The organism is Massilia sp. CCM 8734, from assembly GCF_011682155.1.
GTDB lineage: Bacteria > Pseudomonadota > Gammaproteobacteria > Burkholderiales > Burkholderiaceae_D > Telluria_A > Telluria_A rubra.
In genome coordinates, this window is record NZ_WHJI01000005.1 from 173,456 (window position 1) to 199,304 (window position 25,849).

At 65.0% G+C, this 25,849-nt stretch carries 24 protein-coding genes; 11 read left to right on the top strand and 13 right to left on the bottom strand.

The features are described from left to right. The first annotated feature begins 73 nt into the window (after positions 1-73). Both F2P46_RS07135 and F2P46_RS07140 read left to right on the top strand, forming a co-directional pair. A complete protein-coding gene (locus tag F2P46_RS07135) occupies positions 74-385 on the top strand; it encodes a thioredoxin family protein (RefSeq protein WP_166886751.1) in 312 nt (103 codons plus the stop codon). 123 nt (positions 386-508) lie between these two features. Next, positions 509-856, top strand: a complete 348-nt coding sequence (locus F2P46_RS07140) for a hypothetical protein (RefSeq protein WP_166886754.1) — start codon at positions 509-511, stop codon at positions 854-856. 55 nt (positions 857-911) lie between these two features. Here F2P46_RS07140 and F2P46_RS07145 read toward each other — a convergent pair whose 3' ends face one another. Continuing rightward, positions 912-1,283, bottom strand: coding sequence for a YXWGXW repeat-containing protein (locus F2P46_RS07145; protein ID WP_306667674.1), 372 nt, complete (start codon positions 1,281-1,283; stop codon positions 912-914). A 158-nt stretch (positions 1,284-1,441) separates the two neighbouring features. On the opposite strand from F2P46_RS07145, the gene F2P46_RS07150 reads away from it, so the two are divergent. The 3 genes from F2P46_RS07150 to F2P46_RS07160 are packed head-to-tail and all read left to right on the top strand — an operon-like array spanning position 1,442 to position 4,883. Beyond that, positions 1,442-1,993 (top strand): hypothetical protein, encoded by a 552-nt coding sequence (locus F2P46_RS07150; protein WP_166886757.1) that lies wholly within the window; start codon positions 1,442-1,444, stop codon positions 1,991-1,993. Further along, the gene (locus F2P46_RS07155; RefSeq protein ID WP_166886760.1) at positions 1,990-3,438 is read left to right on the top strand and encodes an NAD(P)/FAD-dependent oxidoreductase; all 1,449 of its coding nucleotides are present in this window, start codon (positions 1,990-1,992) and stop codon (positions 3,436-3,438) included. The genes F2P46_RS07150 and F2P46_RS07155 overlap by 4 nt, the downstream gene beginning before the upstream one ends. Further along, positions 3,438-4,883, top strand: a complete 1,446-nt coding sequence (locus F2P46_RS07160; protein WP_166886763.1) for an NAD(P)/FAD-dependent oxidoreductase — start codon at positions 3,438-3,440, stop codon at positions 4,881-4,883. Before F2P46_RS07155 ends, F2P46_RS07160 begins: the two co-directional genes overlap by 1 nt. A gap of 8 nt (positions 4,884-4,891) precedes the next feature. Here F2P46_RS07160 and F2P46_RS07165 read toward each other — a convergent pair whose 3' ends face one another. After that, a complete protein-coding gene (locus F2P46_RS07165) occupies positions 4,892-6,226 on the bottom strand; it encodes a sensor histidine kinase (RefSeq protein ID WP_166886766.1) in 1,335 nt (444 codons plus the stop codon). A 38-nt stretch (positions 6,227-6,264) separates the two neighbouring features. Next, a complete protein-coding gene (gene ompR, locus F2P46_RS07170; protein WP_229477061.1) occupies positions 6,265-6,966 on the bottom strand; it encodes a two-component system response regulator OmpR in 702 nt (233 codons plus the stop codon). 272 nt (positions 6,967-7,238) lie between these two features. On the opposite strand from ompR, the gene F2P46_RS37530 reads away from it, so the two are divergent. Together F2P46_RS37530 and F2P46_RS38195 are read left to right on the top strand one after the other, a co-directional pair. Continuing rightward, positions 7,239-7,622 carry a hypothetical protein gene (locus F2P46_RS37530; protein ID WP_229509130.1) on the top strand — a complete coding sequence of 128 codons (384 nt, stop codon included), beginning with the start codon at positions 7,239-7,241 and terminating at the stop codon, positions 7,620-7,622. Between the two features lie 259 nt (positions 7,623-7,881). After that, the gene (locus F2P46_RS38195) at positions 7,882-9,714 is read left to right on the top strand and encodes a flagellar assembly protein A (RefSeq protein WP_267875835.1); all 1,833 of its coding nucleotides are present in this window, start codon (positions 7,882-7,884) and stop codon (positions 9,712-9,714) included. Between the two features lie 6 nt (positions 9,715-9,720). On the opposite strand, the gene arfB is transcribed toward F2P46_RS38195, so the two are convergent. Both arfB and F2P46_RS07190 read right to left on the bottom strand, forming a co-directional pair. After that, positions 9,721-10,119, bottom strand: a complete 399-nt coding sequence (gene arfB, locus F2P46_RS07185; protein ID WP_166886774.1) for an alternative ribosome rescue aminoacyl-tRNA hydrolase ArfB — start codon at positions 10,117-10,119, stop codon at positions 9,721-9,723. Then, positions 10,116-11,099, bottom strand: a complete 984-nt coding sequence (locus F2P46_RS07190; RefSeq protein WP_368737886.1) for an HDOD domain-containing protein — start codon at positions 11,097-11,099, stop codon at positions 10,116-10,118. Before F2P46_RS07190 ends, arfB begins: the two co-directional genes overlap by 4 nt. Positions 11,100-11,374: 275 nt before the next feature. On the opposite strand from F2P46_RS07190, the gene F2P46_RS07195 reads away from it, so the two are divergent. Further along, a complete protein-coding gene (locus F2P46_RS07195) occupies positions 11,375-11,857 on the top strand; it encodes a chemotaxis protein CheW (protein WP_166886780.1) in 483 nt (160 codons plus the stop codon). Between the two features lie 153 nt (positions 11,858-12,010). Here F2P46_RS07195 and F2P46_RS07200 read toward each other — a convergent pair whose 3' ends face one another. The 8 genes from F2P46_RS07200 to F2P46_RS07235 form a co-directional block, all read right to left on the bottom strand. Beyond that, a complete protein-coding gene (locus F2P46_RS07200) occupies positions 12,011-14,017 on the bottom strand; it encodes an ATP-binding cassette domain-containing protein (RefSeq protein ID WP_166886783.1) in 2,007 nt (668 codons plus the stop codon). 26 nt (positions 14,018-14,043) lie between these two features. After that, on the bottom strand, positions 14,044-14,934 hold the full coding sequence (prmB, locus tag F2P46_RS07205) for a 50S ribosomal protein L3 N(5)-glutamine methyltransferase (protein ID WP_166886966.1): 891 nt from the start codon (positions 14,932-14,934) through the stop codon (positions 14,044-14,046). Between the two features lie 25 nt (positions 14,935-14,959). Continuing rightward, positions 14,960-16,111: a succinyl-diaminopimelate desuccinylase gene (gene dapE / locus F2P46_RS07210; protein ID WP_166886786.1), complete on the bottom strand. Its 1,152-nt coding sequence runs from the start codon at positions 16,109-16,111 to the stop codon at positions 14,960-14,962. A gap of 7 nt (positions 16,112-16,118) precedes the next feature. Beyond that, positions 16,119-16,472, bottom strand: a complete 354-nt coding sequence (locus F2P46_RS07215) for an ArsC family reductase (RefSeq protein WP_166886789.1) — start codon at positions 16,470-16,472, stop codon at positions 16,119-16,121. A gap of 163 nt (positions 16,473-16,635) precedes the next feature. After that, a complete protein-coding gene (locus tag F2P46_RS07220) occupies positions 16,636-17,781 on the bottom strand; it encodes a PilT/PilU family type 4a pilus ATPase (RefSeq protein WP_166886792.1) in 1,146 nt (381 codons plus the stop codon). Between the two features lie 31 nt (positions 17,782-17,812). Beyond that, positions 17,813-18,640 carry a 2,3,4,5-tetrahydropyridine-2,6-dicarboxylate N-succinyltransferase gene (gene dapD, locus F2P46_RS07225; protein WP_166886795.1) on the bottom strand — a complete coding sequence of 276 codons (828 nt, stop codon included), beginning with the start codon at positions 18,638-18,640 and terminating at the stop codon, positions 17,813-17,815. A gap of 45 nt (positions 18,641-18,685) precedes the next feature. Continuing rightward, positions 18,686-19,906, bottom strand: coding sequence for a succinyldiaminopimelate transaminase (dapC, locus tag F2P46_RS07230; protein ID WP_166886798.1), 1,221 nt, complete (start codon positions 19,904-19,906; stop codon positions 18,686-18,688). Between the two features lie 60 nt (positions 19,907-19,966). Then, on the bottom strand, positions 19,967-20,998 hold the full coding sequence (locus tag F2P46_RS07235; protein WP_229509144.1) for an AraC family transcriptional regulator: 1,032 nt from the start codon (positions 20,996-20,998) through the stop codon (positions 19,967-19,969). A 109-nt stretch (positions 20,999-21,107) separates the two neighbouring features. On the opposite strand from F2P46_RS07235, the gene F2P46_RS07240 reads away from it, so the two are divergent. From F2P46_RS07240 to F2P46_RS07250, 3 genes are read left to right on the top strand one after another with little or no spacing between them, the layout of a single operon-like run. After that, entirely contained in the window at positions 21,108-22,703 is a 1,596-nt protein-coding gene (locus F2P46_RS07240) for an FAD-binding oxidoreductase (RefSeq protein WP_166886803.1), read from the top strand. Further along, positions 22,700-24,286, top strand: coding sequence for a glycerol-3-phosphate dehydrogenase/oxidase (locus tag F2P46_RS07245; protein ID WP_166886806.1), 1,587 nt, complete (start codon positions 22,700-22,702; stop codon positions 24,284-24,286). Before F2P46_RS07240 ends, F2P46_RS07245 begins: the two co-directional genes overlap by 4 nt. Continuing rightward, complete coding sequence (locus F2P46_RS07250; protein WP_166886809.1) at positions 24,280-25,842, top strand: FGGY-family carbohydrate kinase; 1,563 nt, start codon at positions 24,280-24,282, stop codon at positions 25,840-25,842. Before F2P46_RS07245 ends, F2P46_RS07250 begins: the two co-directional genes overlap by 7 nt. Positions 25,843-25,849: the final 7 nt, after the last annotated feature.

The window sequence follows — 25,849 nt, forward strand, 5'->3', positions numbered from 1 at the left end:
CAAACTCGTGAGTTGTGCAGTGCGGCGCGTCGTTTTGCGGTAGGCTTATGCAACCGACATCAGGAGCAGCCGCATGAGCACACCGTATTTACCGGCACAGCCGGAACGCAGCGAGATCGATGCCACGCCGGGCGTGGTGGTGCTGGACTTCGGCACCGACTGGTGCGGTCATTGCCGCGCAGCGGCGCCGCTGATCGAACAGGCGCTCGCGGCCATGCCCGAGGCGCGTCATATCAAGGTCGAGGACGGCAGTGGCCGCAAGCTGGGCCGCTCATTCAAGGTGAAGCTGTGGCCGACGGTGGTGGTCATCAAGGATGGCAAGGAAGTCGCGCGCGTGGTGCGCCCGGACGCCGTGGCCGAGCTGCGCAAGGCGCTCGAAGCGTAGAAGTCTGCGCGGGCGCGGACAGTTCATTAGCGGGTCAAGCAAGCGCATAATGTTGTTTTATGTGTTACGGTTAAGGGAAGGGTGCTGCCGAAGCATCCATCATCCCGCGCCCCCGAGGACCAGATGATCTTTGCCGCCGATACCGAAGAATGTTCGCTGCTCGTCTTTCCCGACGCGCTGACGGCCTCCGTCTATTGCGACGCGGTCGATGTGGAGGCAAGCTTGTGGCGTTTCTGGGATGACGAAGGCACGCCGCTGATGCCGGCCTTCCTTGTGCCCAACGAGCGGCACCTGTTCACCACCACCACGGGTGTGTACAGCCTGGTTCCGGTGAACGAGGGTCACTATGAATTTTTATGGGATGCGCTACGGCATATCCGCCAAGTGATCGGGGAAATGCCGTTTACCGATGTGCGCGCGGTGCGCGATTATCTGGTCATGCAATGCGGCGGCCAGGTTTCTCCGGCCTGAACCAGGCCTGGTCATCCGGCCGCGCAGGGCTGGCATGCCCCGCGCGGAACATCCATTACTGGCGATTCGGATTGTTCGGGCGCTCATCGCGACGATTTGGCACGCCGTCGCCGTCATTGTCGCGCTGTCCACGAGCCCAGTTACCGCGCTGCATTTCCCAGCGTCCATCACGCTCCTGCCACGCCGGTGCGGTGTAATGGTAGCCCTTGCGGTCGCGAATCCACGCGCCACGGACCCAGACGTGATGATTGTTGCGCCAGTCCCAGTGCCCAGGCGCCCAGACATAACCGCGTCGTGCCGGCGGTGTGCGTTCGGCACGCGGTTCCGGCGGCGCTTCGCGCACGATGATCACCGCCGATATGGCGGGGGCGGCGACGCTGCCGAGCGAGCCGGCAATCAGGGCGGCAATTAACAGTTTTTTCATCATCGTCTTCTCCTAGTTACGAATGGTGTCCGATCTTTATACCCCTTGCATAAATGCATGTATGTGCGGAATCGCTCATAAGCTTGCGTTTGCAAAACGTTGACTTTTGCGCGGGCCGCGCCTATCGTCATTGCCACCATCACCACCCGAGAGCGAGCTCCATGATCCTGCGCACCACTGCCATCGTCCTGGCCGGCATGCTGGCGCTGCCCTGCCACGCGGTCCCCGCCGCTGACGCGCGCGACGCCTTTTTCGCCAACCTCGGCAAGCTGTGCGGCGCCGTGTACGAGGGCGCCTCGGTGGCGCCCGACGACGGCGGCGAAGCCTTTGCCGGCAAGAAGCTGGTCGCTACCGTCAGCGCCTGCAACGCCAGCGAGATCCGGATTCCCTTCGTCGTCGGCGAGGACGCTTCGCGTACCTGGATAATCACCCGCACCCCGTCCGGCCTGACCTTGCAGCACGACCACCGCCATGCCGACGGCGCGCCGGACAAGCAAACCATGTACGGCGGCGCCGCCGGCAGCGACGGCAGCGCCATCGCGCAGATGTTCCGCGCCGATGCCTACACGGCGCGCTTGATTAACGCCGCCGCCACCAACGTCTGGACGCTCTCGGTCTCGCCGGACGGGAGCAAACTCAGTTACGTGTTAGAGCGCGACGGCAAGCCGCGCTTTCGGGCCGAGCTGCTGCAAACGCGCGTGCCGAACCGATGACCGCGCCGCGGTTCGAGGTGGTCGTCATCGGCAGCGGTTTCGGTGGGCTGTGCGCCGCCGTCAAGCTCAAGCAGGCCGGCATCGATAATTTCGTCATCCTCGAAAAAGACGCGCAGTTCGGCGGCACCTGGCAAGTCAATACCTATCCCGGCTGCGCGGTTGACATTCCCAGCCACGTATATTCGTTTTCGTTCGCGCCCAATCCGAACTGGACGCGCCGCCTGGCCAGCCAGTCCGAACTGCTCGACTACACGCGCGCCATCGTGCGCGACTTCGGCCTCACGCCGCACCTGCGCCTCGGTGTCGCCTACCAAGGCGCGCAGTTCGAGGAGGAGGGTGGCTACTGGCGTGTTCGCACCAGCGCCGGGCCATTGAGCGCCAAGTGCGTGGTGTCGGCCCTGGGCGCGATGAACCGGGCGGCGATTCCGGCCTTGCCCGGCATCGCCACGTTTACCGGCGCGGCCTTTCATTCGAGCCGCTGGAACCACGACGTGGACCTGCGCGGCAAGCGCGTGGCGGTGATCGGCAACGGCGCCAGCGCGATCCAGTTCATCCCGCAGATTGCGCCCATCGTCGCGCAGCTCGATGTGTACCAGCGCACCGCGCAGTGGATCGTGCCGCGCCACGACCGTGCCATCGGCCCGCGCGAACGCTCGCTGTTGACCAGGCTCGCGCCGATCCGCCTGCTGTACCGCGCCTTCAATTACACCCTGTATGAAATCAACGCGCCGCTGTACGTGTTTTTTCCGCGCCTGTTTCGCCTGGCGCAGGCGGTTGGCTTGCGCCACCTGCATCGCCAGGTGGCCGATCCGTCGCTGCGGCGCCAGCTCACGCCCGACTACACCATGGGCTGCAAGCGGGTGCTGGTCATGAGCGACTACTACCCGGCGCTCACGCGCCCCAACGTCAGCCTGGTCACCAGCGCGGTGGCGCAGGTGCGCGCCAGCAGCATCGTTTGCGCCGACGGCGGCGAGCGGGCGGTCGATGTGCTGATCTACGCGACCGGCTTTCATGTGGGGCACGCGCCGGGCGCCATCGAGGTGCGCGGACGTGGCGGCAAGCGCCTGTTCGAGCATGACCAGGATTGCTACAAGGGCTGCGCCGTGGCCGGCTTTCCGAACTATTTTACGGTCACCGGGCCGAATAGCGGGCTCGGTCACAATTCGATGATCTACATGATCGAGTCGAGCGTCAATTATGTGGTCGAGGCCATCAAGGCGATCCGCGCGCAGGGCCTGCACTCGGTCGACGTCAAGGCGCAGGTGCAACGCGACTTCGTCGCCAGGGTGCATCGCAAGCTGCGCGGCACGATCTGGAACAGCGGCTGCAAAAGCTGGTACCTCGATGCGCGCGGACGCAATTACGCGGCCTGGCCGGGCTTTACCTTCACCTATCGCTGGGCCACGCGCCGCTTCGACATCGGCAACTACGTGGTGCGCACCTGATGGGCGCGCCCGATTTCGAGGTCATCGTCATCGGCAGCGGCTTCGGCGGCTTGTGCGCCGGCGTGCGGCTCAAACAGGCCGGCATCGACAACTTCATCATCCTCGAAAAAGACAAGGACTTCGGCGGCACCTGGTGGGTAAACACCTATCCCGGCTGCGCGGTCGACATTCCCAGCCATCTGTATTCGTTCTCGTTCGCGCCCAATGCGCGCTGGACGCGCCGTTTCGCGGGGCAGGACGAACTGCTGGCCTACACCCGCTCGCTGGTGCGCGACTTCGCCCTGGCGCCGCACCTGCGCCTGGGCTGCGCCTACGAAGGCGCGCAATTCGACGAGGAGGGCGGCTACTGGCTGGTGCGCACCGGCGCCGGCACGCTCACCAGCAGGTCGGTCATCAGCGCGCCCGGCGCCCTGAGCCGCGCAGCCATTCCGGCCTTGCCGGGACTGGCCGACTTTGCCGGCCCCGCCTTTCACTCGAGCCGCTGGGACCACGCGGTCGACCTGCGCGGCAAGCGCGTGGCCGTCATCGGCAACGGCGCCTGCGCAGTCCAGTTCATTGCGCAGATTGCGCCGCTGGTCGCGCAGCTCGATGTGTATCAGCGCACGGCGCAATGGATCATGCCGCGTCCCGACCGCGTGATCGGCCCGCGCGAGCGCTCGTTACTGGCGCGCGTGGCGCCGCTGCGGCTCGCTTACCGCGCCCTGAACTACCTGCTGTACGAATCGCGCGCGCCACTGTTCCTGACCACCTCGCGATTCTTGGCGCTGCCGCAGTGGGTGGCGCGCCGTCATCTGGAACGCCAGATTGACGACCCGCTGCTGCGGCGCCAGCTCACGCCCGGCTACAAGATGGGCTGCAAGCGGGTGCTGATGGCGAACGATTTTTATCCGGCCCTGGCCCGCCCCAACGTCAAGCTGATCACAAACGGCATCAGCCGGGTAAGCGCCAACGCCATCGCCAGCGCCGACGGCGCCGAACGAGCGGCGGACGTGATCATCTTCGCGACCGGGTTCGACGTTGAGCGCGTGCTCCACGCGGTCGATGTGCGCGGGTGCGGCGGCAAGCGCATGTTCGCCGACAGCCTGGAAGCCTACAAGGGCTGCACGGTGGCCGGTTTTCCGAACTATTTCACGATCGTCGGGCCGAACACGGGCCTGGGCCACAACTCGATGATCTACATGATCGAGGCCGGTGTGAACTATGCGCTTGCCGCCATCAAGACCATCCGCGCGCGCAAGCTGCACTCGGTCGATGTGAAGGAGGAAGCGCAGCGCGCCTGGAACGATACCTTGCAACGCAAGCTGCGCGGCGGGGTGTGGAGCAGCGGCTGCAAGAACTGGTACCTGGACGGCAAGGGCCGCAATTACGCCATCTGGCCCGGGTTTACCTTTTCCTACCGCTGGGCCACGCGCCGTTTCGACAGCGAGAACTACACCCTGCGCTGATCGAGGCGTCAGCTCGCCAGCGCCATCACCAGCGCGATGCGCAGGCCGCCGCCTTCGCGGTTGCTGACCTGCAGTTCGGCGTTGTGGCGCAAGACCACCCGTTCCACGATTGCCAGTCCCAGCCCGGCGCCGTTGGCCTGTCCGCGCGCGCTGTCCATGCGCGTGAACGGCTTAAGCAGCAGTTCGATATGATCGTCCGGCACGCCCTGGCCGTGGTCCTGCACTTCGATCACCACGCGCTTGCCCAGGCCGTGCGGCTTGATGCGGCACGAAATATCGAGTTCGGTAAAGTCGCTGCCCGGCGTCTTGCCGTAGCGGCGGGCGTTCTCCACCAGGTTGTTGAAGACGCGCCGCAGGTCGGTGGCGTTGCCCATCACGTGCACGCCTTCTTCGATGTGGGTCGTGACATGGATGTCGAGCATGCGCTCCGCTTCGCGCGCGGTGTCCTGCAGCAGTTCGCCGATATCGACCGGAACAAACGTGGCCGCCTCGGTCGGCTTGGCGTAGTCGAGGAACTGGCCGATGATGGCGTCCATCTGTTCGATATCGGACTGCATGCCTTCGCGCGCTTCGTTACTGAGCTTGGCCATTTCCAGCTCGAGCTGCATGCGCGTGAGCGGCGTGCGCAGGTCGTGCGAAATGCCGGCCAGGATGACGGCGCGATCCGATTCGACCTGCTGCAAGTCTTCCACCATCTGGTTGAAGCTGCGATTGGCTTCGATGATCTCTTTCGAGCCTTTTTCGGGCAGCCGGTCCGGTTTTTTGCCCTGGGCGATAGCGCGCGCCGCGGCGGTCAGGCGCGCCAGCGGCAGGTTGACCAGGCTCGAAATGAGCGCCGCGCCGACCACCGACAATGCGCCCACCACCGTGGCCCAGCCGAGCCACTGCACGCCGGTCAAGCCTTCCAGGCGTTCGCGTTCGAGCATCAGCCAGTAACTGTCGTCGTCGATCTTGAAACTGATCCAGAAGCCGGCGGTGCCGTTCACGCGGCTCGAAAAACGCGTGTCCGCGCCCAGCTTGGATTTGATGATGGCTTCGATTTCCGGCATCAGGGTGCTGTCCGGCGGCGGATCGACCGCGTCGGAACTCTCCAGCGTAAAGATGCGGATGCCTTCGTTGCTGACCAATTCGAACAGCAGCTCGCGCCGCAGTTCGGGCGCGGAGTGGGTCAGGGCGGCTTTGGTGATGGTCACCACCGAAATGACCAGGTCGGCCGTCTGTTCGACTTGCGGACCGCGCTGCACGGCGCTGATCATCCCGATCCACGAGGCCATGGACACCGTGGTCAGGATGCTGAGCAAGAGGAAGGTGCGCCAGAACAGGCCGCTCCTGAGCCAGCTCATTTGCGTGCTGTGAGGCGTGCTTGAATCGCGTGCAAACACTAGCGTGGCTGGCCTTCAGGAATGAACACATAGCCCAGGCCCCACACGGTCTGGATGTACAGCGGGGACGAGGGATCGGGCTCGATCAGCTTGCGCAGACGCGAAATCTGCACGTCCAGGCTGCGGTCGAAGACTTCGTATTCGCGCCCGCGCGCCAGCTCCATGAGTTTTTCGCGCGAGAGCGGCTGGCGCGCATGGCGTGCGAACACCTTGAGCACCGAGAATTCGCCGGTCGTCAGCGGCACCGTCTCGCCATTTTTCTTCAGCGTGCGCGTGCCCAGGTCCAGCACGAACTGGCCGAACTCGAAGGACTGCGGCGTTTCGGATGGCGCGCCCGGAATCTCGTCCGGCCCCTTGCGGCGCAGGACGGCGCCGATACGGGCCACCAGTTCGCGCGGATTGAAGGGCTTGGGCAGGTAGTCGTCGGCGCCCATTTCGAGGCCGACGATGCGGTCCACGTCTTCGCCTTTGGCGGTGAGCATGATGATCGGGGTCTGGTCGCCCGCGCCGCGCAGGCGGCGGCAGATCGACAGGCCATCTTCGCCGGGCAGCATCAGGTCGAGCACCAGCAGGTCGTAGCGCTCGCGCAGCCACAGCTTGTTCATGGCAGGCGCGCTCTCGGCGGTGACCACCAAAAAGCCCTGTTCGGTAAGATAGCGGCGCAGCAAATCGCGCAGGCGCACGTCGTCGTCGACTACCATAATCTTGGCGGCGTGACCATTGGCGTTCGCCTGCGTTGTATTGTTGCCTGAGGTAGGGGAGGCTGGTGTGTTCATTTGGCTGTCAGATTTGTCAGATTCATGTCGCTATGGTAACGTCTTATCGCCCGATAGAACACGATGCGCGAAGGTCATTACATACTGTTACAAACTTTACCCAATTCGGCTTATGCCCAGATGCAAATGGTCATACACTGAGTTCCAGTAGCAGGTCAAGCTTATATGTTTATCAGGCACTGCGGAAGAGGATCACCATGAATAACGCACACACCGAAACCAAGACAGCCACCCTCGCAGATCGTTGCAGGCATGCGTTCGTCCGTCGCGTTGCTGTGTGCTGCCTGTTCGCTTGCGCCGGCTTGTCCGTGGCCCAGGCCAACCCCGGCGACAAGGAACGCGATGCCCAGCGCATGGCCGACGCTCAGCGCACCCAGCAGCAGCGCCAGGATACGCAGCGCCAGTTCGAAGCGCGCGCCGACGACCAACGTCGCCAGTTGCAGGCCCAGCAGGACCAAAACGCCCAGAATGCCGACGCCGCCCGGCGTGGCAGCCGCATGACGGCCGACGAGCGGCGCGACCTGCGGCGCCAGATCAACGAAGCCGGCGTCGACATTTACAGGAACGCGCCGCGCCGCTGACCCTCTCCCGGGCGCACCACGGCGCCCGGCGCCATCGCGCACCTGCCTCCCCCTCGCACCACCCCATTCCCCCGATTGTTACATTTGTTGAGTTTCGCGCATCCAATTGTTTATTTAGATGAGACAAGCTGTTACGCTAGAAAAAACTTACCAATAGCGAAATACACTTGCCAGGTGTATAAGCTTGCATCAGCAATGGAGTGACGTCTTGTCGATTGAATTTTCTGGCGCAAGTTCGGCCGCCGGCCCGGGCGATGCAATGCCCGAGCTGGATCACTGCATCATCGAGCGTCCCGACGGCGTATACGGCGACCCGAGCGTGCTCGGCACGACCTTCGGCGCCGCCATCGACCGCATCTTCGCCACCAGTTACCTGGTCGAGCTCGACTATCCCTTGCTGATCAAGGCCGTTTACGGCGCCGGCCCGCCCTTGCCCAAATCCGCCGATGGCCACGTGATCATCCGCCTGGCCTCGGCCATCCGGCCTTTCAGCCCGCTGCGGCGCCCGCTCTACAAGTCGGTCAAGATCAACCGCGGCAAGGCCGAATATTTTTTCGAACCGGTGTACGTGGCCGACCCCGCCGACCCGGATGGCCCGGGCACCCCCGAGCGGCTCGATGTGGACGAATTCATCGCCGACATGTGGGGCAAGGGGATCCGTTTCGGGATTGATGTCGAGGCGGTGCGCCAGGCCATCGACGGCGGCAAGTCCGAGCGCGTGGTGGTGGCCAGGCTGCTCGAACCACGGGCGGGGCGCGACGCGCATGTGATCGAAGTGACCAGCGACCTGCATCGCAGCGACGCGCCGCTGCAACTGGCCAACGGCAAGCTCGATCTGATGGCCTTCCAGAACCGCTTTCCGCAGGTCGAGAAGGGGGTGCGGCTGCTAAAGAAGGTGCCGCGCGTGGCGGGCAAGCGGGGTTTTGAGCTGTCCGGATTGCGGATCGAGCCGCCCATGCCGAAGGATACCGAAGTCACGCCCATGGCCGGACCGGGGACGGTGGTCGAGGTCACGGGCGAGGGCGAGTTCCTGATCGCGCAGCACGCCGGTTTTTTGAATGTGGACAGCAAGAGCGGCCAGATTTCGGTGGGCGACAAGATCATCAGCCGCGATGGCGTGAGCGCGCGCACCACCGGCAACCTGAAACTGAGCGGCGACTTCGAAGAATTCGGTGAAGTGCAGGAAAAGCGCGTGGTCGAAGGCGAGGGCATCACGATTCACGCCGACGTGTTCGGGAACATCATCTCGCGCGGCGGCACGGTGCTGTTGAACCGCAACCTGGTCGGCGGTACGGCGCATAACGCGCGCGGGGATATCCGCGTCAAGGGCGTGGCGTCGGGCTCGGTGATCCAGGCCAGCGCCGGCGAGGTGGTGCTCAACCGCGCCGAGAGCTGTGTCATTTCCGGCACGCGCGTGACCATCATGCACGCGGTGAACTGCGAGATCATGGGCGAGGATGTGACGATCAGCCAGGCCGAGGGCTGCGCCATCGCGGCGCGCACGGTGACGGTCAACAGCGCCGGGCCGCGCCGGCAGAGCGAGATGCACATCTTCGCGCTGCAGCCCGACAGCGCGCGCCTGGACGAGGTGATCGTGACGATGACGGCGCGGGTCGCGCAGTTCGCCGCGCTGGCGTTGCGGCGCAAGGCCGAGATGGACGCGATGACCAATGAGCCGGAAGTGCGCAAGTACGTCATGCTGGCCTCCAAGGTGCGCAAGAAGGAGTTGATCTTGACCGAGGAGCAGGTGCCGATGTTCCAGAAAATGGCGTTGGCGGCGGGGCCGGCCTTGAAGGCGATCGCCAGGGTGTCGCTGGACGTGAAGGCGGCCGAAACGGAGCAGCAGGCCGGCGCCGCGCTGCTGGCGGAGCTGGTGCGCCAGCGCGTCGACAGCACCGGGGTCAGTTCGGTGACGGTCAAGCGGATCGAGGGCGAGACGGTGGTGCGGGGGATGAGCTATCACCCGGACGGCGCCAGCATCTACGACTTGCCGGCCAAGGACATCAAGCTCAAACTGCGCACCAAGCGCGCCGAAGGGGAGGTGATTTTTGCGGGGGAGGACGGGGCGGTCGATTGGAAGAGCGGGGCGTGAGACGCGCTACTCGCTGACCTTGCCCCGCATCGCCTTGGTCTGCCCGCTTTTGGTCTTCGAATCGAGCCGGCGGCGCTGCGAGCCCCTGGTCGGCTTGGTCGCGCGCCGTATCGTGGGTAGCACCGCCACGCTGTCGACCAGCTCCTGCAACCTGCGCAGCGCGTCTTCCTTGTTCTGTTCCAGGCTGCGCGACTGCTGCGCCTTGAGCACCACCACGCCGGCCTGGGTGATGCGCTGGTCCGACAGGGCCAGCAGCCGCTCCTTGATCGCCTCGGGCAGCGACGACGCGCCCACGTCGAAGCGCAAATGCACCGCGCACGAGACCTTGTTCACATTCTGCCCGCCAGGCCCCTGGGCGCGGATGGCGGAAAACTCCACCTCGCCCGGATCGATCGTTGCGTTCACGGCGCCGGCGCTGCTGGGGCGGGCGTCGCCACGACATCGTCTTCGATCGCGTCGAGCGCGCGGTAACACGCCATGGCCTGCGGCGACAGTCCCTTGAACAGCACCGCATCGTCCTGCCCCAGGCGTTCGTTATCGACCAGGATGCGCACCTTGCTCAGGTAATCGGACTGGGTCAGCAAGCGTCCCAGCGGCGACACCGGCACGCCCTTGCGCATGCCGGCCTGCTCGCCGATGGCGCTGACCACGTTCTCCGGGAAATTCCATTCGCGCCCGATGCTGCAGCTCAGGATGCGGGCGTCGCGCACCAGGCGCGCGCAGAACATCTCCGAGCCCAGTTCTTTCTCTCCCTGGCTCATCTGGTCCATGATGCGCAGGGTGACGATCAAGCCCACGTTCTGCACCAGCCCGGCGAGGAAGGCTTCGAAAGGATCGACGCCCATGGCTTCGGCCAGCATGCGGTTGGCCACCGCGCAGCGCTCGGACTGGTCCCAGATGCGCGGCGCCAGCAAGCGCGTGTACTGGCCCGAATTGAGGTCGATGATGGGGCGGAAGGCGACGCTGGTGATCAGGTGGCGCAAGCCTTCCTGGCCGATCAGCATGACCGCGTGTTCGACGCTGGTAATCGTGGTGCCGCTGCCCTTGAACGAGGTATTGGCCATGCGGATCACGGCCGCCACCAGCACCACGTCGTTGGAGATGGTGCGCGAGAGCTGCGCGCCCGAGAAGTTATCGCTGCGCAGGCTTTGCAGCAGTTGCGGCAGCAGGCCGGGAAGGCGGCGCACCAGCGCCGCGCCGGATTGCTGCGACGTCAGGATGGCCGTGAGCGCGTCGAGCACCTGGTTTTCGTGCGGCGTGGTGTCCAGGCCAGTGACGTCGGCATTCTCGAACAGCCAGTTGAAATAGGTGCCATTGACGCCGTCGCGCTGCTCGAACGATAACTGGGCCGCCGATCCGGGTGGCGCGCCGCCAGTCGCTGCCACGGCTGATGGCCGGCTGGCCTGCGCCGCGCCAGACGCGTCGGGCGCCGGCTCGGAAGCAGAAAAAAGTCGCTTCACCCATTGATACATTGTCCGTCCTTCAAGTTCGCAATGATCCCCATGGAATATTGCCGCCCCATTGTAAAGACTTCCCGTTGCATTGCAAGCGCGGCCAGACTGCCCCAAACCTTGATCGCGCTCAACGAGACGCTTGCACACGCGCATTACGATGGGGTTTCGCGACCTTGCCGCAGCCCCGCAGAGACGAAAGGACCACCATGCACACGATTTCAACGCAGTCTGCCCCTGTCGGGAAGTTGGAGTTCCTGAGCTTTCAGCTTGGGGGCATGGAATACGGGGTGGATTTTTGCAAGGTGAAAGAATTGCTCACGTTCCAGTCGCTCGAGCGTTTCGCCTCGGAAGGGGCGATCGTCAAGGGCGTGGCGGTGTCGCGCGGCGTGATCATGCCGCTGGTGGACATGCGGGTGGCGTTCAACGAGCGCGCCGCTTCGCCCGGCCCGACGACCGACGTGATCATCCTGCAGCTGTCGAGCTGCGTGATGGGGATGTTGGTGGACGGGGTGACCGACGTGGTGCGCATGTATCCGGACCAGATCACGCCGATTCCTGGCATGACCCGCGAGAATGGCTGCGACTATTTAATGGGACTGGGCGAAACCGACGGGCGGCGTTTGATATTGGTCGATATCGACAAGCTGATGTCGATCCGGCGCGAGACGGTGGCGCAGCAGGCTGCGTAAGGCGCTATCGTTACCCTCAAAACCGTCGCCCCCCGCGCCAAGGCGGCCCTCGGCAGGGGGGGGCAAGTGTGTTCCGTAGCCGATAACTGAGCTACGAACCTGGACCCCCGCCTGCGCGGGGGCGACGGGGTGTAGTGCGCGCTGCGGTAAGGGTTACGCCGCCAACCCTTCCAACTGCTCCTGCAACTCCATCCACTCCGCTTCCAGCTGCGCCAGGTCCTTTTTGTAGAATGACTGATCGGCCAGCAGCGTTTTCAGCTTGGCCTTGTTGGCCGCCTCATAGATGCTCGCTTCGCCGAGCTTGGCGTCGACGTCGGTCTTTTGCTCGTTGCGCTTGGCGATCTGCTCTTCCAGGCGCTTGATCTTGCCTTCGATCGGTTTGCGCAGCGCCGCCGTGCGCTGGCGCTGTTCCGCGTCCTGGCGCTTCTGCTCCTTCTGGTCCTTCTTGTCGACCACCGGCGCGCTCGGCGCCGCAACCGCCGCCGCCACCGGGAACGCCGTCTTGTTATCCTTGCCCGCCGCCGGCAGCACGGTGGTGCCCTTGCCAAGCTTGGTCTGGAACAGCCAGTCCTTGTAGTCGTCCAGGTCGCCGTCGAACGGCTGCAGCCTGCCGTCGGCGACGATGATGAACTGGTCGGTGGTCGCGCGCAGCAGATGGCGATCGTGCGATACCACCACCAGGGTGCCTTCGAACTGCGCCAGCGCCATGGTCAGCGCTTCGCGCGTTTCCAGATCCAGGTGATTGGTCGGCTCATCGAGCAGCAGCAGGTTAGGGCGCTGCCAGACGATCAGCGCCAGTGCCAGGCGCGCCTTTTCGCCGCCGGAAAACGGGCGGATCGGGCTGGTGACCATATTGCCCGGGAAGTTAAAGCCGCCCAGGAAGTTGCGCAGTTCCTGCTCGCGCACCGTCGGCGCGATCTTGGACAAGTGCCACAGCGGCGACTCGTCATGGCGCAGCATCTCCACCTGGTGCTGGGCGAAGTAACCGATCGACAGGCCCTTGCCGAGCGTGGCGTCGCCCGTGAGCGGCATCAGTTCGCCGGCGATGGTCTTGATCAGGGTCGATTTACCGGCGCCGTTCACACCCAGCAGGCCAATGCGCTGGCCGATCTGCAGCGAGAACTTGATGTTTGAAACGATCACCTTGTCGCCGACCTTGTCGCCATGCTCGTCGAGGATATGGTAGCCGGCGTCCACGTCTTCCATCACCAGCAGCGGATTCGGTGCGGCCAGCGGCTCGCGGAACTCGAACGAGAATTCGGCGGCGGCGCGCAAGGGCGCCAGTTCTTCCATCTTTTCGAGCGCCTTCATACGGCTCTGGGCCTGGCGCGCTTTCGAGGCTTGCGCCTTGAAGCGGTTCACGAACGACTCGAGGTGGGCACGCTGGCGCTGCTGCTTGGCGAGTGCGCCGGCGGCCAGGATCATCTGGGCCGCGCGCTGGCGTTCGAAGCCGGAGTAGTTACCCGAGTAGCGTTTCAGCCTGCGCTCGTCGATATGCACGATGACGTTGACGATCTCGTCGAGGAAGTCGCGATCGTGCGAAATGATGATCAGGGTGCCGGCATAGCGTTTGAGCCAGTCTTCCAGCCAGATGATCGCGTCCAGATCCAAGTGATTGGTCGGTTCATCGAGCAGCAACAGGTCGGAAGGGCACATCAGCGCCTGCGCCAGGTTCAGGCGCATGCGCCAGCCGCCCGAGAAGCTGACGATCGGCATCTGCATCTGCGACAGCGAAAAGCCAAGGCCCAGCAACAGCTGTTCGCCGCGCGACTGCACCGTGTAGGCGTCGGCGTCGGCCAGCGCGCTGTAGATCTCGCCGATGGCGATGCCGTTCTCGGTCGTTTCCGGTTCCGATTCCAGGCGCGCCAGTTCCGCTTCGAGTTTGCGCAGGTGGACGTCGCCGTCGATCGCGTAATCGAGCGCCGCGCGTTCGAGCGGCGGCGTTTCCTGGGCCACGTAAGCCATGCGCCATTTGGCGGGGAAATCGATCTCGCCCTGGTCCGGGTGCAGCTCGCCGCGCAGCATGCCGAACAGGCTCGATTTGCCGGCACCATTGGCGCCGATCAGGCCGATTTTATCGCCCGGGTTAAGGGTAAGGTCGACGCCTTCCAGCAGCGGCTTGGTGCCGCGCATCAGGCTAACGTTCAGGAAACGGATCATGTTCTACTTTTTGTAATGAGTGAGGATTACTGTGCTTGCAACTGCTCTGCGGTGAGCAGGAAAACCATATCGTCGCCGGCGCTGGTGGTCACCCAGGTCAGGCCGAGGTGGCCGAAGGCCGCTTCCGCGTAGTCGCGCTCGTTGCCGATTTCGACCATCAGGATGCCGTTCGGCGACAGGCGTTCGGCGGCCCCGGCGACGATCTTGCGCACCAGGTCCATGCCGTCGGCGCCGCCGTCGAGCGCAATCTGCGGCTCGCGCAGGTACTCCGGCGGCAGCGACGCCATCGACGCCGAATTGACGTACGGCGGGTTCGAGATGATCAGGTCATATTTTTTGAACGGGACATTCTGGTACAGGTCCGAGGCGATCGGGTTGACCCGGCCTTCGAGCTTGTATTCGCGGATATTGCGCTCGGCGACGGCCAGCGCGTCGGTCGAAATGTCGACCGCATCGACCACGCTGTCGGGGAAGGCGTCGGCCATCATGATTGCCAGGCAGCCCGACCCGGTGCACAGTTCGAGGATGTTCTCGACCGCGTACGGATCTTCCACCCAAGGGCTGAACTGGTGCGGGATCAGTTCATGGATGAAGGAACGCGGCACGATCACGCGCTCGTCGACGTAGAAGGCATAGGTGCCGAGCCACGCTTCGTTGGTGATGTAGGCGGCCGGCACGCGCTCGCCCACGCGCCGTTCGATCACGGCCAGCACTTGCAGCACTTCGTCCGGCAGCAGGCGGGCGTCGAGGAAGGGATCGAGCTTGTCGAGCGGGAGCTTGAGCGTGTGCAGGATCAGATAAGCCGCTTCGTCCAGCGCTTCGGCGCTGCCGTGGCCGAAAAACAGCTTGGCGCCGTTGAAACGGGTGATTGCATAGCGCAGCAGGTCGCGCGGCGTAGTAAAAGTCGATGTAAACAGAGTAGTCGTCATGGCTGTTCTCGGGTCATGTGTTGTGCGGCGCAGGCGCCAGCAGGTGCTCGAGCGTGCGGCGATAGATATTCTTGAGCGGATCGATGAAACGCACGTCGATGTGCTCGTCAATCTTGTGGATGCTGGCATTCGGAGGGCCGAATTCTATCACCTGCGGGCAGATGCGGGCGATGAAGCGCCCGTCCGAGGTCCCGCCCGTGGTCGATAATTCGGTCCGCACGCCGGTCTCGGTGAAGATGGCCGAAGAGAGCGCGTCCGACAAGGTGCCGCGCGGGGTCAGGAAGGGCAGGCCGGACAAGGTCCACGCCAGCGCGTATTCCAGGCCATGCTTGTCGAGGATCGCATGCACGCGCGCTTTCAGGCCTTCAAACGTGCTGGCGGTCGAAAAGCGGAAGGTGAAGTCGATCGTCACCTCGCCCGGGATCACGTTGTTCGCACCCGTGCCAGCGTGGATGTTCGACATCTGCCACGAGGTCGGCAGATAGTATTCGTTCCCCGCATCCCACTGCTCGGCGGCCAGTTCGGCCAATGCCGGCGCGCCCTGGTGAATGGGATTCCTGGCCAGCTGCGGGTAGGCGATATGGCCCTGGATACCCTTGATGACCAATTTGCCCGACAGCGAACCGCGCCGGCCATTCTTGATCATGTCGCCCAGGGTGTTGGCCGATGTCGGCTCGCCCACCAGGCAGTAGTCGATCTTTTCGCCGCGCTCCTCCAGCAGGCGGCAGACCACCACAGTGCCGTCGGTGGCCGGGCCTTCTTCGTCGCTGGTGATCAAAAAGGCGATCGAGCCGGTGTGATCGGGGTGTTCGGCGATGAATTCTTCGCACGCCACGACCATGGCCGCGATCGAGGTCTTCATGTCGGCCGCGCCGCGTCCATACAGCTTGCCGTCGCGCTGGGTCGGAATGAAGGGCTGCGACTGCCATTGTTCGACCGGGCCGGTCGGCACCACGTCGGTGTGGCCGGCGAAGACGAACACCGGCGAGGCGGCGCCCTTGCGCGCCCACAGGTTGGTCACGCCGTTCGATTCGATGGTCTCGCACACGAAGCCGAGCGGCGCAAGTTGCTCGATCAGGTGCCGCTGGCAGCCTTTGTCGTCGGGTGTGATCGAGGACAGCGCGATCAGTTTTTCGGTCAGCGCGAGGGTACGGGAAAAGGTCATTGGCGTCTTAAAGTGAGAAGATCTGGCGGTACTGCTCATCCGAAAAGCCGACCGACAGCTTGCCGGCGCCGGCCAGCACCGGGCGCTTGACGACGGAGGGCTGTTCGAGCATCAGTTCGAGCGCGCTGGCTTTGTCGACGATGGCCGCGCGGCGCTCGTCGGGCAGCTTGCGCCAGGTCGTGCCCTTGCGGTTGACCAGCACTTCCCAGTCCAGTTGTTCGAGCCAGGCGGCCACGGTGGCGCGCTCGAGCCCCTGCTTCTTGAAGTCGTGGAAGTCGAATGGCTGCGCGTGCTCCGCCAGCCAGGTGCGGGCTTTTTTGACGGTGTCGCAGTTGGGAATGCCGTACAGGGTTTTTTTCATGGTCGATCAGGAGCGCGGCGGTCCGGCGCCCGGCATGCGGGCGTGGTTGCCTGAGTATTCTTGGGGAACCCGGGAGGATACCACAGGCGCACCGCTGGTAGCGCGGTGGCCGGGGAGAAGCTCCTGCGCATGCGGCGCAGGAGGGCGGCGAGCGCCGCCCGAATCAGCTATTGAGCGTAAACTCGGTGAACGACGACGATTCCACGACAGGCTTGGGCGCTGCCTCCGGCGTACTCGCGGCGCGTATGTCCGGACCGTTGTTAAGAAGCCACAACAGATTGGTTGCCGAGTCGGCATTGGCCAGCCCTTCTTCCTGGGTGATCAGGCCGCTCTTGACCAGCTCGTACAAGGCCGATTCGAAGGTCTGCGAACCCGGCGACAGGCTGTTTTCCATCGCTTCCTTGATCTGGCCGATCTCGCCGTTGTCGATCAGGTCGGCGATATAGCGCGTGTTGACCATGATTTCCACCGCCGCCTGGCGGGTGCCGCCCGCCGCCGAGCGCACCAGGCGCTGCGACACGATCGCCTTGACCGCCGACGACAAATCCTGCAGCAGCGCAGGGCGGTTTTCGATCGGATAAAAACTGATGATCCGGTTCAACGCGTTGTACGAGTTGTTCGCGTGCAAGGTCGCCAGCACCAGGTGACCGGACTGGGCGTACGCCAGGGCCGCAGCCATGGTTTCCTTGTCGCGAATCTCGCCGATCAGGATGCAATCGGGCGCCTGGCGCATCGAATTGCGCAGTGCTATGTAGAAACTATTGGCATCGCTACCGATCTCGCGCTGGTTGACGATCGATTTCTTGTTCTTGAACAGGTATTCGATCGGGTCTTCCAGGGTCAAAATGTGTCCGGCCCGCAATTCATTACGGTGATCCAGCATCGAGGCGATGGTGGTCGACTTGCCCGAACCGGTCGCGCCGACCAGCAGCAGCAAGCCGCGCTTTTCCATGATCAGGTCGGCCAGCACGTGCGGCAGGCCGAGGTCGGCCAGAGGCGGGATGATCGCCGGCACGAAGCGGAACACGGCCGAAATCGAGCCGCGCTGGCGGAACGCCGACAGACGGAAACGCCCCAGGTTGGCGACCGAAATACCCATGTTCAGCTCGTTTTCACGCGCCAGTTCGTCCATCTGCTCCTGGGTGCAGATTTCCGCGAGCAGGGCTGAAATGTTTTCCGGCTCCAGCTTTTGCTGGTTGATGGGAATCAGGTTGCCGTTGATTTTGATGTGGACGGGCGAATTGACCGCGAAGAACATGTCCGACGCGTTTTTTTCTTTCATCAGATGGAACAAGCGGTCCATTGCCATTTTTTTTCTCCTGGTTTGGACTTTTACTGTATCAGATACCGCGAAGCAATTCGTTGATCGCTGTTTTAGAGCGTGTCTGGGCGTCCACACGTTTCACGATAACGGCGCAATACAGGCTGTAGAGGCCATCCGGCGACGGCAGGTTGCCCGACACGACGACCGAGCCGGCCGGCACGCGGCCGTAGCTCACTTCGCCGGTGGCGCGGTCGTAGATCTTGGTCGACTGGCCGATGTACACGCCCATCGAAATGACCGAGTTTTCCTCGACGATGACGCCTTCGACGATCTCGGAGCGGGCGCCGATGAAGCAGTTGTCTTCGATGATGGTCGGATTTGCCTGCATCGGTTCGAGCACGCCGCCGATGCCAACGCCGCCGGACAGGTGCACGTTTTTGCCGATCTGCGCGCACGAACCGACCGTGGCCCAGGTGTCGATCATGGCGCCTTCATCGACGTAAGCGCCGATGTTGACGTAGGACGGCATCAGCACCACGTTCTTGGCGATAAAGCTGCCGCGCCGCGCAACGGCCGGCGGCACCACGCGAAAACCGCCGCGCGCAAAATCGTCGGCCGTGTAGTTGGCGAACTTGGTCGGTACCTTGTCGTAGAACTGCATGGTGCCGTCGGAGGTCATGACGCTGTTGTTCTCGAGGCGGAAGGAGAGCAGCACCGCTTTCTTGATCCACTGGTTGACGACCCAGTCGGCACCGGTTTTTTGCGCCACGCGCATGCTGCCGTCGTCCAGGCCAGCGATCACGTGGGCGACTGCCTCGCGCAGTTCGGCCGTGCCGTTCGATGGATTGATTTCGGCGCGCTGTTCCCAGGCGGTGTCGATGATGCTTTGGAGTTGTTGGGTCATGATCGTATTATCAGTAAGTGGTGTGGCGGAATCAGTGTGACCGATTCAAGAAGACTTCAGTGACTTGCAAAACTGGACGATGCGCTGGGCTGCCTCGACGCCTTCGTCGACTTCGGCGACCAGGGCCATGCGGATGCGGTTGCTGCCCGGGTTGATGCCGTGCGCGTCGCGCGCCAGATAGCTGCCCGGCAGGACCGTTACATTATATTCCGCGTAAAGACGGCGCGCGAATTCGGTGTCCGACAGGCCGCTGCGGCGCACGTCGGCCCACAGGTAAAAGCCGGCGTCGGGCAGCTCCACATCCATCACTTCCCTGAGCAGCGGGGTGACCAGGGCGAACTTTTCGCGGTACTTGACGCGGTTTTCCTGCACGTGGGTTTCGTCGCCCCAGGCGGCGATGGACGCGGCCTGCACCGGTGGCGACATGGCGCCGCCGCAGTAGGTGCGGTACAACAGGAATTTCTTGATCACGGCCGGGTCCCCGGCCACGAAGCCCGAGCGCATGCCCGGCACGTTGGAGCGCTTGGACAGGCTGGAAAACACGATCAGGTTCGCGTACGGCGTCTCGCCGCCGCTGCGCCCGAGCTGGTGCGCCGCTTCCAGCGCCCCCAGGGGCGCCGCGCTGGTGTGGTAAATCTCGGAATAGCATTCGTCGGCGGCGATCACGAAGCCGTAGCGGTCGGACAGCGCGAACAACTGCTCCCAGTCCGCCAGCGACAGGGTGGCGCCGGTCGGATTGCCCGGGGTGCACAGGTACAGCAACTGCACGCGCGGCCAGAATGCGGCCGGCACGCTGGCGTAATCGCAGCCGAAATTGCGGCCCGGTTCCGAGTTGACGAAGTACGGCTCGGCTCCGGACAGGTAGGCCGCGCCCTCGTAGATCTGGTAGAACGGGTTGGGGCAGACGATCAGCGGCGCCGGTTTCGAGGCATCGATGACGCAGTGGGCGATCCCAAACAGCGCCTCGCGCGAGCCGTTCACCGGCAGCACCTGGGTGGCCGGATTCAAGGCCGGCACGCCGTAGCGCCGTTCCAGCCAGCCGGCGATGGCGCCGCGCAAAGCGTCGCTGCCGGCCGTGGTCGGGTAATTGGCCAGTCCCGCCACACCGTGCGCCAGCGCCTTCTGGATGAAGGGCGGCGTCGGGTGTTTCGGCTCGCCGATCCCGAGGCTGATGGCGGCGTAGTCCGGGTTCGGGGTCACGCCCGCGAACAACTGGCGCAGTTTTTCGAAAGGGTAGGGGTGCAGTTTGTCGAGATGTGGATTCACGGCGTTGCCAGGTTTTGGCGCAGGAAGCGCAGGGTTAGCGTAGATCGGAACAGCGACGTATTATAGGCGCAAATGGCCGCTATCGCGCCACGCTCCGGGATTTACCCCGGACCATTCCTTGAAGGCGTGGGAGAACGCGCTTTGCTCCTGATAGCCCAGCAAAAACGCGATATCGACCAGCGACAGGCCGCCCTGGCGCAGGTAATCCATGGCCAGGGCGTAGCGCGCCTGGTCGAGCACCTGCTGGAAGCTGGCCCCGGCCTCGCTCAGTTTGCGCTGCAGGGTGCGTGGCGAGAGCTTGAGTTCTTCCGCAATCGTGGCCAGCCGCACCCGGTCGTGCGCCAGGTTGCCGATGATGGCCGCATGCACCCGCGGCACCACCCCATCGTCATCCCGGCCGCGCTCGCGCAGGAGCTGCTCGGCGTGCCGCTGCAGCACCGGATACAGGCCCACATCGGCATTCGGCACCGGCCAGCCAAGCAGTTGGGCGTCGAAGCCGGCCGCGTTGGCGCTCGCCCCGAAGCGCGGCAGCGCGCCGAAAATGCGCGCATACTCGGCGCCGTCGGCCTGCTGCGCGTGGGTAAACTCCAGTTGCGGCGCCGGCAGCGCGGTCCCGGCCAGCCAGTTGGTAAAGGTGCGGATGCCGGCAAAGACGCTTTCGACCAGGTGGCGGCTGCCGTCGGGATAGTTGCTGACCCATTCGTACTGCGCCTGTGCGCCATCGAGGTGCAGCACCGAGCGACCCAGGTCGTGCGCCAGCTGCTCGTAGCGCAAGGTCTGCTGGAAAGCCTGGCCGAAATCGCGGCACGACAGCAAAATCAGACCGTACACGCTGTACGTTCCCAGCCTGACCCGTTCCCCCACGTGCAGGCCGAAATGCGGGTCGCGCGCCAGCTCGGCGCCGGCGGCCAGCAGGCGCACGTAATCGGCCGCGCCGAGCGAATCGGGCAGGCGCTCGAGCGTCGCCGCGGGCAGGCCGGCGGCATCGGCCAACGCGCTTGGGGCCACGCCGCGCGCCTGCGCCGCTTCGAGCAGCGGCTGCAGATAGGACCCGGTGACGCGGCGCGCGTCAGCGCGCGGCACGGGTGGCATCGCTGGCATGTTTGAACAAAGCAGTTGTCATGAAAGCGCAATACGTGAAGCCCGCCTTCGCATACGCTGGCGGCTGTGGATGAACAGACAAGTATAACGGGAAAAAACGATGAAACGGTGGAACGGATGGGGCGACGATGCCATTGAATTTGCGTTGAACGACGACGCGCTGGCATTTTTGGGCGAACGCCTGGGGCCTGGAACCGCCGGCGCCGAGACCAGCCATGCCGACGCCTGCGCGCGCATCGGCGCCAGCCGCCTGCCCCCGCATCCGCTGATCGACACCTCGGCCGCCGCACGGCTGGCCAATGCGCTTGGCCAGAGCCTGCCCGACTGGCTGCGCCTGCGCTACGGCAAAATCGACACCGCCCCGGACGGCGTGGCCTATCCCGAAAGCGGCGAAGAAGTGCGCGAGCTGCTCGATTTTGCGGCACTGTGCGGCGCCATCGTCATTCCGTACGGCGGCGGCACCAGCGTGGCCGGCCATGTCGGCGTCGACGCCGGGCCCAAACCGGTACTGACCATCAACCTGACGCGCATGCGCGCCATGATCGACCTGGACAAGGACGCGCAACTGGCCACCTTCGGCGCCGGCGTGCTGGGGCCGGACCTGGAAGCGCAGCTGCGCGCCTTCGGCTACACGCTCGGCCACTTTCCGCAATCGTTCGAATACTCGACCTTGGGCGGCTGGGTCGTGACGCGCTCGTCCGGCCAGCAGTCGCTGCGCTACGGGCGCATCGAACAGCTGTTTGCCGGCGGCAGGGTCGAAACACCGGTCGGCACGTTTGACTTGCCGACCTTTCCGGCGTCGGCCGCCGGTACCGACCTGCGCGAAATGGTGCTCGGCTCCGAGGGCCGGCTCGGCATCCTCACCGAGGCGACGGTGCGCATCAGCCGCCTGCCGCAGTACGAAGCCTTTCGCGCCGTGTTCTTCCCGAGCTGGGACGCGGCGGCCGCCGCCACGCGCGAGCTGGCGCAGGCCAGGCTGCCGCTGTCGATGCTGCGCCTGTCGAATCCGCTGGAGACCTTGACCATGCTGACCCTGGCCGGCCACAAGCGCCTGATCGGCGCGCTGGAAACCTGGCTGCGCTGGCGCGGCTGCGCCGACGGCAAATGCATGCTGATGATCGGCGCCAGCGGCAGCGCCGCCAACGCGAAGCACGCGCTGCGCGCCGCGCTGGCGATCGCACGCGCCGGCGGGGGCGTGCATGTGGGCCGCACCATGGGCGACAAATGGAAGCAGAACCGGTTCCGCAACGTCTACCTGCGCAACGCCGCCTGGCAGCACGGCTACGCCATCGACACGGTGGAAACGGCGGTCGACTGGCCGGGCGTCACACCCATGATGCACGCGCTGGAAGACGCCGCCGCGCAGGCCATGGCCTCGTGCGGCGAGCGCGTGCACGCCTACACCCACCTGTCGCATTTGTATGCGCAGGGCGCCAGCGTTTACACCACCTTCGTGTACCGCCTCTCGGGCAGCTATGAAGAAGACTTGCAGCGCTGGCGCCGCCTGAAGAGCGCCGTGTCGGAGGCGATCGTCGTCAACGGCGGCACCATCAGCCACCAGCATGGCGTCGGCGCCGACCACGCGCCTTACCTCGCGTCCGAAAAAGGCTTATTGGGCATGGGCGCCATGCGCACGCTGTTTCGCCACTTCGATCCGGATGGCCGCATGAACCCGGGCAAGCTGGTGTCGCCATGAGCGCCCACTGGCAGAACGGCTGGCACACCACGCTGCCGCTGCTGCTGGCGCGCGAATGGGACTTGTTGATCATCGGTGGCGGCATCACCGGCGCCGGCATCCTGCTGGAGGCCTCGCGCCGCGGCCTGAAAGCACTGTTGGTCGAGCAGCGCGATTTTGCCTGGGGCACCTCCAGCCGCTCCTCGAAACTGGTGCACGGCGGCCTGCGCTACCTGAAAGAAGGCCGCATCGCCCTGACCCGCGAATCGGTGCACGAGCGCGACGCGCTGCTGGCCGGAGCTGCGGGGCTGGTCGAACCGCAAAGCTTCGCTTTTGGCGACTACGTGGGCCGCAAGCCGGGCCGCAAGACGTTCTTGCTCGGTCTGGCGATGTACGATTTTCTTGCCGGTAAACGCGAACGCCACTACGTCGACGATGGCGAATTTGCGATGATGACGCCAAACGCCGCGCGCGCCGGCCTGCAGGGCGGCATGCTCTACACCGACGCCAAGACCGACGACGCGCGCCTGGTGCTGCGCGTGCTGCAGGAAGCGCAGACCCATGGCGGCGTGGCGATCAACTACATGGCCGCGCGCGAACTGCTGCGCAGCGGCGCCACTGTCAACGGCGCAGTGCTGCTCGACGGGCGCGATGGCGCCACCCACGAAGTGCGCGCGCGGGTGGTCATCAACGCCACCGGTGCCTGGGCCGACGGCCTGCGCGCGCAAGCGGGCGGCGCACCGCGACTGCGTCCGCTGCGCGGCAGCCACCTGGTGCTGCCGGCGTGGCGCCTGCCGCTGGCGCAAGCGGTCAGCCTGATGCATCCGGCGGACGGCCGCCCGGTGTTCGCCTTTCCGTGGGAAGGCGTTACCCTGGTCGGCACCACCGACGTCGATCATGGCGCCGGCCTGGCATGCGAAGCGGCCATCACGCGGGCCGAACTCGATTACCTGATGGCGGCGCTGCATGCGCAGTTCCCGCAACTGGCCTTGAGCGAGGCGGATGTGATCGCAACCTACGCCGGCGTGCGCCCGGTGATCGACAGCGGCGCGGGCGACCCGTCCAAGGCCTCGCGCGACCATGCCGTGTGGCTGGAAGACGGCCTGTTGACCGTCACCGGCGGCAAGCTGACCACCTTCCGCGTGATCGCGCTCGACGCGCTGCGCCACGCCATGCCTTTGTTACCCGGCTGGCGCGACGACCTGGCGCCGTGCACCGTGTTTGCGCCGTCGCCATCGCTGGTCGCGCCGCTGCGGCCGGCGCTGGTGCGGCGTTTGCGCGGCCGCTACGGCGCGCATGCGCAGGCCTTGATCGACGCGGCGCGCGCGGGCGAGCTGGAAACCATTTCCGGCACCGAATCGTTGTGGGCCGAACTGCGCTGGGCGGCGCGCACGGAAGCGGTGCAGCACCTGGAAGACCTGCTGCTGCGCCGCACCCGCCTCGGCTTGCAGCTGCGCGGCGGGGGAGTGCGGCACCTGGCGCGCATCCGCGCGATCTGCCAGCGCGAGCTGGAATGGGACGACACGCGCTGGAGTGCCAGCGAAGCGGCGTATCTGGCGCTGTGGCAGGCGCACTACGGCCTTCCGGGCAAGCTGCCATGCTAACTAAGACCATCCTCGCCATCGACAACGGCACCCAGAGCGTGCGCGCGATCCTGTTCGACCTGCAGGGCAATATCGTGGCCAAGGCGCAGGTGCATTTCGAGAGCTATTTTTCGGCGCATCCCGGCTGGGCCGAGCACGACCCGGAAGACTACTGGCAGTCGCTGTGCCGCGCCTGCCAGCAGTTGTGGCAGCAGCCGGGCGCCGACAAGACGCAAGTGCAGGGCGTGGCCGTGACCACCCAGCGCGGCACGGTGATCAATGTCGGCATTGACGGCGTGCCGCTGCGGCCGGCCATCACCTGGCTGGACCAGCGCCGCACCGACGTGGCGCCGCAAGTGGGCATGTGGTGGAACCTGGCGTTCCGGCTGGCGCGGGTCAAGGGCACGATCGACTACTTTCGCGGCGAGGCCGAGATCAACTGGATCAAGGCGCACCAGCCGGATGTGTGGGCGCGCACGCACAAGTTCCTGCTGTTGTCGGGCTACCTGAACTACCGCCTGTGCGGGCGCTATGTCGATTCGACCGGCTCGCAGGTGGCGTACCTGCCGTTCGACTACAAGCGCCAGCGCTGGGCCGGGCCGCGCGACTGGAAGTGGCAGGCGCTCGCGATCACGCCCCAGATGCTGCCCGAACTGGTGGCGCCAGGCACGGTGATCGGCAAGATCGACGATGCGGTGGCCGCCCTGACCGGCATCCCGGCCGGCACGCCGCTGCTGGCGGCGGCCGCCGACAAGGCGTGCGAAGTGATCGGCGCGGGCTGCCAGGCGCCGCATATCGGCTGCCTCAGTTACGGCACCACGGCCACCATCAACACCACCAGCGGCCGCTATGTGGAGGTGACGCCGTTCATTCCGCCGTACCCGGCGGCCATACCCGATACCTACAGCACCGAGGTGCAGATTTTTCGCGGCTACTGGATGGTGAACTGGTTCAAGGAGCAGTTCGGCCACCACGAGCGTGCGCGCGCGCTGGAAGAAGATGTCGCGCCGGAGCAGTTGTTCGATGAACTGGTCAATGCGGTGCCGGCGGGAGCCATGGGACTGATGCTGCAGCCTTACTGGAGCCCTGGCATCCGCGTGCCGGGGCCGGAGGCGAAGGGCGCGATCATCGGCTTTGGCGATGTGCACACGCGCGCGCATGTGTACCGGGCCATCCTGGAAGGACTGGCGTATGCGCTGCGCGAGGGGAAGGAGCGCACCGAGAAACGCAGCGGCGTGCCGATTACCGAGTTGCGGGTGTCGGGCGGCGGCTCGCAGAGCGACGCGGCGATGCAGCTGACGGCCGATATTTTCGGGCTGCCGACGGCGCGCCCGCACGTGTATGAAACGTCGGGACTGGGGGCGGCGATTGCGGCGGCGGTCGGCCTGGGTTTGTACCCTGACTTTGCGGCGGCCATTGCGGGGATGACGCGCATCGGGCGGGTGTTCGAGCCGATTGCGGCGAACCGGGTCATGTACGACCGGTTGTACAGGCAGGTGTACCGCAAGATGTACGCGCGCTTGCAGCCGATGTATGCGCAGATTGCGGAGATTACGGGGTACCCGAAGAAGCCTTGAACCACCG